Genomic DNA, 6,331 nt, shown 5'->3' with positions numbered 1-6,331 from the left:
TGTCGGTGGTTGATAGCGGTGGGGAAACGCCCGGTCCCATTCCGAACCCGGAAGCTAAGCCCACCCGCGCTGATGGTACTGCACTCGGGAGGGTGTGGGAGAGTAAGTTACCGCCGACCAAAAACTTCACATATTAGACCGGCTACCTGCCCAAAGACTGGCACGGTAGCCGGTTCTTTGTCGTGTCTAGGTATCCCTCTACAACTGGGTGCAATCTACGGTTGTGGAATAGGCAACCCGGAAAACCCTGGAGTGGTAAATCGGCGCTTTTGTCCGCTCAAAGGATCAGTGAAACTGAGTCCTACTGAGCTGAGCAGCATCGGTTTAGCGAAGTCCTCCTCGTCGAGAACGTGGATGCGGGGATAGATCGGATCGCCGTGAATCGGGATGCCGGCGGCGAGCATCTGCACCCGGAGTTGGTGGGTGCGCCCCGTGACAGGGTGAAGGAGATATCGCGCGGCGCCGGGGCGGTCGTTTAGCGGTTCGATATCGGAAACGTGTGTGAGGGCATTCGGCTCCCGCTCGGAGAGAATGTGTGCGGCCGGCTCACCTTCGGTCTTCTCGATGTGGTGCTCCCATTTAAGGGGAGCGTGGAGCCCAATATCGTCGGCAATCGCCTCGTAGATCTTGTCTACTTCACGGCGGGCGAAGAGCTCCTGGTAGGCGCCACGGAGCTCTGCGCGTTTGGTCAGCAGAATCAGGCCGGATGTCGCCCGGTCGAGGCGGTGCGCCGGTGTCAGCTCCTGGTTGCCGGTCGCCCGGCGGAGCCGAACGGTGATGCTTTCCGTGATGTGCGATCCACGCGGCATCGTGGCAAGAAAGGGCGGTTTGTTCACCACCAGGATGTTGTCGTCTTCGAAGACTGTGTCGATTCCGTATGGCACGCGTGCTTCAGGAGCGGGCCGGCGGTAGAAGAACACATCGGTCCCGGGGGAGAGCAGGGCGTCGGGGGCGACAGGGGTGGCGTCGATAAGCACGACCTCGCCTCGCGCAAACCGGTCACTGACGGCACTCTCGTTGTCTTCTGGGTGCCTGTGGCGTTGCGTGGAAACAAGGTGCCAGATGAGATCCCATGCCCGTATCGGCTCACCCTCGGGAACGCGCGCCCTCGTGGCGCCGAGGCCACCACGCGGAGGGAGCGGAGGGCGTCGTTTGGGGCGTGAGTGGTGGGTGCTCTTGCTACGGTCAGTCAAAGTTGGGTCACCAGCACAGTTGTTGTTCCAAAGCTATTGTCTGTTCTCAAAGGAGGGCATGACTTCAGACCTTATCCTGAGGCGGAGCCGAGACTGCGAGATGCGCTATTGCAGCGGGTCAAGTGTGTAGCACGAAGAAACGGAACCGTTACGGTAATAGTCCGCAAAAACTTCCGCGGCTTCCTTTGAGTCGAACAGTTGTGAAGCGCGCACCCTTTCCATCCTGTCGCGCACGTTAAGTTGCACGATCTCAGCGGGGGATGAGTGTGCACGGTGATCTAGCCGGTAGAGGTGTAGCTCGCCTGACGCTTCCTCGCGGCTAATCTCGATAATCATCGCTTCCCTACTCCCGATGGCTTGGAGGAACTCATAGGGCCACGCTCCGGGGAGCTCGTCCCACAGACGCATGCCTAGCGGCAATTTCCACAATGTCAGTGCGAAAGTGGTGCTGCCGTCGAGGCGCGATGGCGCCCGTTTGACGGTCTCGACGGGGTCGCCAATCGGCAAGATCTCGTCGGTCGATGAACCGTTCACCTGCAAGCAGTGGGTGGGGTCGAATCGACTCATTGATCAACTTTCTCCCCGGAGCCGAGTGTCGACTGTAGAGGTTTCGGTGAGGATTTCCCTGCCAGCATATTTCCAAGATCGAGTCACATGTATTAACTTAGGTCACATGAATCTTGATGGAATCACTACCCAGCTCACCGAATTCTCCAGCCACGGCATCGGCAAGTCTATTGCTGAGGTCCTGTGGGCGATCTACACCGCTTTGTTCCCGGCCAATGCAGAGGCCGCGTTCCCGATCGAAATCCCGAAATAAGCTCTGCCCGTGCCCTGTGTCGTCAGGGTTACAATGAAGGTGTCAGGTGACCACCACCTCTAGGCGCGTCACGTCGTAGGTTACGGAAAGGCACGTTCCCATGAGCAACCAGGATTTGGTCATCGTCGCTGTCGACGGCGGCGAGCCTTCAAACAACGCGGTCCGTTGGGCTGCTAACACGGCGCTGAAGCGCGGTGTCCCGCTGCAGCTTGCCTCTTCCTACACCATGCCGCAGTTCCTATACGCCGAGGGCATGGTCCCGCCGCAGGAGCTCTTTGACGATCTGCAGGATGAGTGCCTGAGAAAGATCGATGCTGCTCGCGAGATCGCCAAGGAAGTGGCCCCGGATCTGGAGATCGGGCACACCGTCGCTGAGGGCTCCCCGATCGACATGCTGCTCGGCCTGTCCAAGGACGCGACCATGATCGTCATGGGTTCCCGCGGTCTGGGCGGTCTGTCCGGCATGGTGCTCGGCTCGGTCTCCGCGGCCGTGGTGGCGCACGCTTCTTGCCCGGTCGTTGTCGTCCGCGAGGACAATGCAGTGACCGAACAGACGAAGTACGGCCCGGTGGTTGTCGGCGTTGACGGCTCCGATGTCTCCGTGAGGGCGACCGAGGTCGCGTTTGAGGAGGCGCAGGCCCGCGGCGCGGAGCTGATCGCTGTGCACACCTACCTGGAGAACCAGGTGCACGAGCCGGTCGCCGACGCGATCCTCGGCGGAGCAGGCTGGAAGCGTTTCGAGGAGGAGCACCGGGAGAAGCTGGAGCAGGGACTGGCGCCGCTCGAGGCTAAGTATCCGGACGTGAAGGTGACCAAGGTGGTCACGCAGGACCGTCCGGTGCGTGCCCTGGTGGACCACGCGAAGGAAGCCCAATTGCTCATCACCGGTTCCCACGGCCGTGGCGGTTTCAAGGGCATGCTGCTCGGCTCCACGTCGCGCGCTCTGCTGCAAGCAGCGCCGTGCCCGATGATGGTCGTGCGGCCGGAGCGTCTACCGAAATAAACGCAGGTTGCGGCACGAAAATGTTCCCCACGGTTGGTGAAACGTTACCTAACCGTGGGGCTTTCGTTGCCCGCGCGACCTATCAACAGGGCATAATAGGTACGGTATTTCATTCAGAATGAGAGGAAATTAAATTATGTCTACTATTTCTCTGGGCTTCCTGGGTTGGATCGTGCTCGGCGGCATCGCCGGCTGGATTGCTTCGATGATTATGAACCGTGACGCTTCCATGGGCATTCTCGCCAACATCGCTTGCGGTGTCGTCGGTGGTCTGCTCGGTGGCGCCCTGCTTGGACTTATCATTGACGTTGAGTCCAAGGGCTGGTTCTTCAGCTTCCTGACATGCATCCTGGGTTCCGTGATCGTGCTCTGGATCGTCAACCAGGTCACCGGCCGCCGTCGCTAAGGGCAGTCGGGGTCACTGACTCTAGCTCCCGTTTCTCGCGCTGCGAGGGCGGGAGCTTTTTCATGCGTGGAGCCGCACCTGCACGCACACATCCACGCATAACTCCATGCGTTGTATGAACGTACCGGTTTGTCTATTATGTGGTGGAGTTGGTTGAGCTAGAAGGAGAGATGTGGTGACTCAGGATCGCGCCGCCACCGCGAAAAAGAAGCCGGCATCGCGTCGACGGAACCGGCCGGCCCCGCGTCAGCGCCTGTTGGACGCGGCGACGAAGCTCTTCACGGAAGAAGGCATCCGTGTCATCGGCATCGACCGGATCCTCCGCGAAGCCGACGTCGCAAAGGCATCCTTGTACTCCCTGTTGGGTTCCAAGGACAATCTGGTCATCGCGTATTTGCAGAAGCTTGACGACGAATACCGGGACCGGTGGTCCGAGCGCACCGCCGCAATGACGGATGCGGACTCCAAGATCTTGGCGTTCTTCGACATGGCCATCGAGGAGGAGCCCGCCAAGGATTTCCGCGGCACTCCCTTTGTCAATGCCGCGACGGAATACCCGCGCCCGGAGACGGATTCAGAGCACAATATCGTCGCCGCCTGCGTGGATCACCGCAATTGGATGCATGCCACGATGACTGAGCTGCTGGATAAGAAGAACGGATACCCGTCCGGCACTCAGGCCAGCCAGCTGTTGATCTTTCTCGACGGCGGCATGACCGGAGCTCGTATCAGCCGCGAAGTAGGGCCGCTGCTCACTGCCAAGGACTTGGCGCGGCAGATGCTGTCCGCCCCGCCGGCGGACTACTCCATCTGATCGGAATCAGCGGCGCCATCGGAACTGACTGAGCTATCGGAGTTATCCGAGCTCGCATCCCCGGCGGCTTTAGCTTTCTTCCGCTTGCGCTCTTCAAACCGCTTTTCCATCTCGGTCTTGCGGATATCGGAGCGGACCTTGTTGCGGGCTTTTTGAAGAGATTTCTTTTCTTGCTTGGCTTCTTTCCGCTCGGCCTTCATGGCTGCTTTTTCGGCCTTGATGTCGCGGCGGACCTGTCCGATGGTCGTCGGGTGGGCGAGGGCTTTGAGCTTCCGGCGGCGCCAGGAACGCTTGGCAGTCTTCTTGATCTGCTTCACTTCGCGTTGTTCGTCTAGGGCCTTGGCGCGGGAGGTGTGAATCTGCTCCTTGTGCACCTCGCGCAGCGGGTACTTCCTCGCCAGGACGTACCAGATAAGTACGGATTGGGACAGCGTCCACAGATTGCCCAGGAACCAGTACATGAGAAGGGCCACCGGGATGAGGCCGGTCATGCCGGCGAAACCGAGCATGATCGGAATGATGACCATCACTCCCCACATCCACTTGTAGACGGTGCGTGGGACCGTGGAGCTCCAATCCAGGTGGGTGCGGGTGCGTAGCTGCCCGACGAAGGTATTCACGGTGGTGAAGATCAGGGCGAAGATGAGCAAAGGAATCGCGACGGCGCGCACTTGTTCGTTCGAGGTGCCCAGGGCGGCGAATTGCTCGGCGGACATGGACACGTACGCAGGTAGTGGCACGCCCATGAAGGAAGCGTCGAGGAAGCTGGCGATGTCTTCGGGGGTGAGCAGGCCGATATTCGAGTTGGTGCGGCCGTTTTCCGGCACGGACATCCACATGAGTAGGCGGTAGAGGCCCAGGATGAACGGGATCTGCACCAGCGGCGGAATACAGCCGGTCATCGGGTTGTAGCCGTATTCCTTATTCAGCTCTTTGAGGGCCTCATCGTGTGCGACGACGTCTTCTACCTCGGTGGATTCGCCGTAGCGTTTCTCGAGTCTCTCCTGCTCGGGCCGCATCATCAGCATCATGCGGGTGGAGCGGTACATCTGCCAGTTGAAAGGCACGAGTAGTGCGCGCACCGTGATCACGAGAAGCACGATCGACATCACCCACGCGGTGTCGGGCGCGACGCCGAGGACCTGCGCGAGAAGCCAATGCCACATCTTCATGACCGCGGAGACGGGCCAGACGAATGCTTCGAGAAGCAGAAGCATGGGTGTAACGGACTCCTCTCGAATGATGCGGCAGCAGAGCAGAAACGCCGGGGTGCGGCGTGCTGTGGGTTAATGTTAGGCCCATGTCATCATCGGTGGAAATTCCCGCACGCGCCCGAGTCACGGTGCGGGAAGTGATCGGCGAAATCTTCATCACCGTCGGTGTTATTCTCTTGCTTTTCGCGTTCTACGAGGCATTCTGGACGAATCTGACGTCAGGCGAGATGCAGAAAGAAGCGCAACAACAGCTTGACGACGAATGGCGTAATCCCCGCGGCAACCACATCGCGGAAATGGGCGAGGCATTCGCGCAACTGCACATCCCCGTCTTCGGCACGGATTACCACTACGCGGTGCTGGAAGGCACCGACGATGAGACGCTGCTGGCAGGACCGGGACATTATTCGGACTCGCAGATGCCGGATGAGGCAGGCAATTTCGCGCTGGCGGGGCACCGCGTGGGCAAGGGCGCACCATTCAACGACTTGGGCCACCTGAAAGCGTGCGATGCCATCGTGGTGGAAACGCGGACGCAGTGGTTCACCTACCGGGTTCTCCCGATGGAGGAGGGGAAGGAAGGGCGCACGGCGGCGTCGTCAAGCTGTTTGTCCGAACCGATGTTGACTGAGGTCGCGGAAGGGCGCTACGCGCATGTCCTCGGCCGCCACATCACGCTGCCGAGCGACACGTCGGTGCTCGCTCCGGTGCCTGGCGCTGAAGGGGCGAGCGCAAATGGGCTTGGCCGTATGATCACGTTGACGACGTGCCACCCGCAATTCTCGAATGCGGAGCGCATGATCATTCACGCCGTGCAGACCGACGCGCGGGATAAATCAGCTGGCCCGCCGCCGGCGATGACGAGCGGAAAGGACGCGTAG

General features: G+C 60.3%; 8 protein-coding genes and 1 rRNA gene. 6 read left to right on the top strand and 3 right to left on the bottom strand.

What is annotated here, in order from left to right; translation table 11 throughout:
- Position 1 precedes the first annotated feature (1 nt).
- Positions 2 to 119, top strand: a 5S ribosomal RNA gene (gene rrf / locus ACUY2Y_RS10800).
- A 96-nt stretch (positions 120 to 215) separates the two neighbouring features.
- On the opposite strand, the gene ACUY2Y_RS10795 is transcribed toward rrf, so the two are convergent.
- A complete protein-coding gene (locus ACUY2Y_RS10795) occupies positions 216 to 977 on the bottom strand; it encodes a pseudouridine synthase (protein ID WP_448326391.1) in 762 nt (253 codons plus the stop codon).
- A 321-nt stretch (positions 978 to 1,298) separates the two neighbouring features.
- Entirely contained in the window at positions 1,299 to 1,760 is a 462-nt protein-coding gene (locus ACUY2Y_RS10790; RefSeq protein WP_448326389.1) for a hypothetical protein, read from the bottom strand.
- A 106-nt stretch (positions 1,761 to 1,866) separates the two neighbouring features.
- Between ACUY2Y_RS10790 and ACUY2Y_RS10785 the strand changes: the two genes are divergently transcribed.
- The 4 genes from ACUY2Y_RS10785 (at position 1,867) to ACUY2Y_RS10770 (ending at position 4,236) form a co-directional block, all read left to right on the top strand.
- Positions 1,867 to 2,013, top strand: a complete 147-nt coding sequence (locus ACUY2Y_RS10785) for a hypothetical protein (RefSeq protein WP_448326387.1) — start codon at positions 1,867 to 1,869, stop codon at positions 2,011 to 2,013.
- A 100-nt stretch (positions 2,014 to 2,113) separates the two neighbouring features.
- Complete coding sequence (locus ACUY2Y_RS10780; protein WP_448326385.1) at positions 2,114 to 3,016, top strand: universal stress protein; 903 nt, start codon at positions 2,114 to 2,116, stop codon at positions 3,014 to 3,016.
- Positions 3,017 to 3,152: 136 nt separating this feature from the next.
- Positions 3,153 to 3,422, top strand: coding sequence for a GlsB/YeaQ/YmgE family stress response membrane protein (locus ACUY2Y_RS10775; protein ID WP_210574432.1), 270 nt, complete (start codon positions 3,153 to 3,155; stop codon positions 3,420 to 3,422).
- Positions 3,423 to 3,597: 175 nt separating this feature from the next.
- Positions 3,598 to 4,236 (top strand): TetR/AcrR family transcriptional regulator, encoded by a 639-nt coding sequence (locus ACUY2Y_RS10770; protein WP_448326383.1) that lies wholly within the window; start codon positions 3,598 to 3,600, stop codon positions 4,234 to 4,236.
- Here the strand turns inward: ACUY2Y_RS10770 and yidC are convergent.
- A complete protein-coding gene (yidC, locus tag ACUY2Y_RS10765) occupies positions 4,224 to 5,453 on the bottom strand; it encodes a membrane protein insertase YidC (RefSeq protein WP_448326381.1) in 1,230 nt (409 codons plus the stop codon). The two genes, ACUY2Y_RS10770 and yidC, sit on opposite strands and share 13 nt — an antisense overlap.
- 83 nt (positions 5,454 to 5,536) lie before the next feature.
- Here yidC and ACUY2Y_RS10760 point away from each other — a divergent pair, with 83 nt between their 5' ends.
- Positions 5,537 to 6,331 carry a class E sortase gene (locus ACUY2Y_RS10760; protein WP_448326379.1) on the top strand — a complete coding sequence of 265 codons (795 nt, stop codon included), beginning with the start codon at positions 5,537 to 5,539 and terminating at the stop codon, positions 6,329 to 6,331.

The organism is Corynebacterium sp. 20-84 (assembly GCF_053479455.1).
Note: the sequence above shows the minus strand (reverse complement) of the source record. Positions and strands in the feature narration are given on the sequence as shown.

Excerpts from the sequence above, each read along its gene's own strand:
- ACUY2Y_RS10790 (WP_448326389.1), bottom strand. The coding sequence starts at position 1,760 with ATGAGTCGATTCGACCCCACCCACTGCTTGCAGGTGAACGGTTCATCG.
- ACUY2Y_RS10785 (WP_448326387.1), top strand. The coding sequence starts at position 1,867 with ATGAATCTTGATGGAATCACTACCCAGCTCACCGAATTCTCCAGCCAC.
- ACUY2Y_RS10780 (WP_448326385.1), top strand. The coding sequence starts at position 2,114 with ATGAGCAACCAGGATTTGGTCATCGTCGCTGTCGACGGCGGCGAGCCT.
- ACUY2Y_RS10775 (WP_210574432.1), top strand. The coding sequence starts at position 3,153 with ATGTCTACTATTTCTCTGGGCTTCCTGGGTTGGATCGTGCTCGGCGGC.
- yidC (WP_448326381.1), bottom strand. The coding sequence starts at position 5,453 with ATGCTTCTGCTTCTCGAAGCATTCGTCTGGCCCGTCTCCGCGGTCATG.
- ACUY2Y_RS10760 (WP_448326379.1), top strand. The coding sequence starts at position 5,537 with ATGTCATCATCGGTGGAAATTCCCGCACGCGCCCGAGTCACGGTGCGG.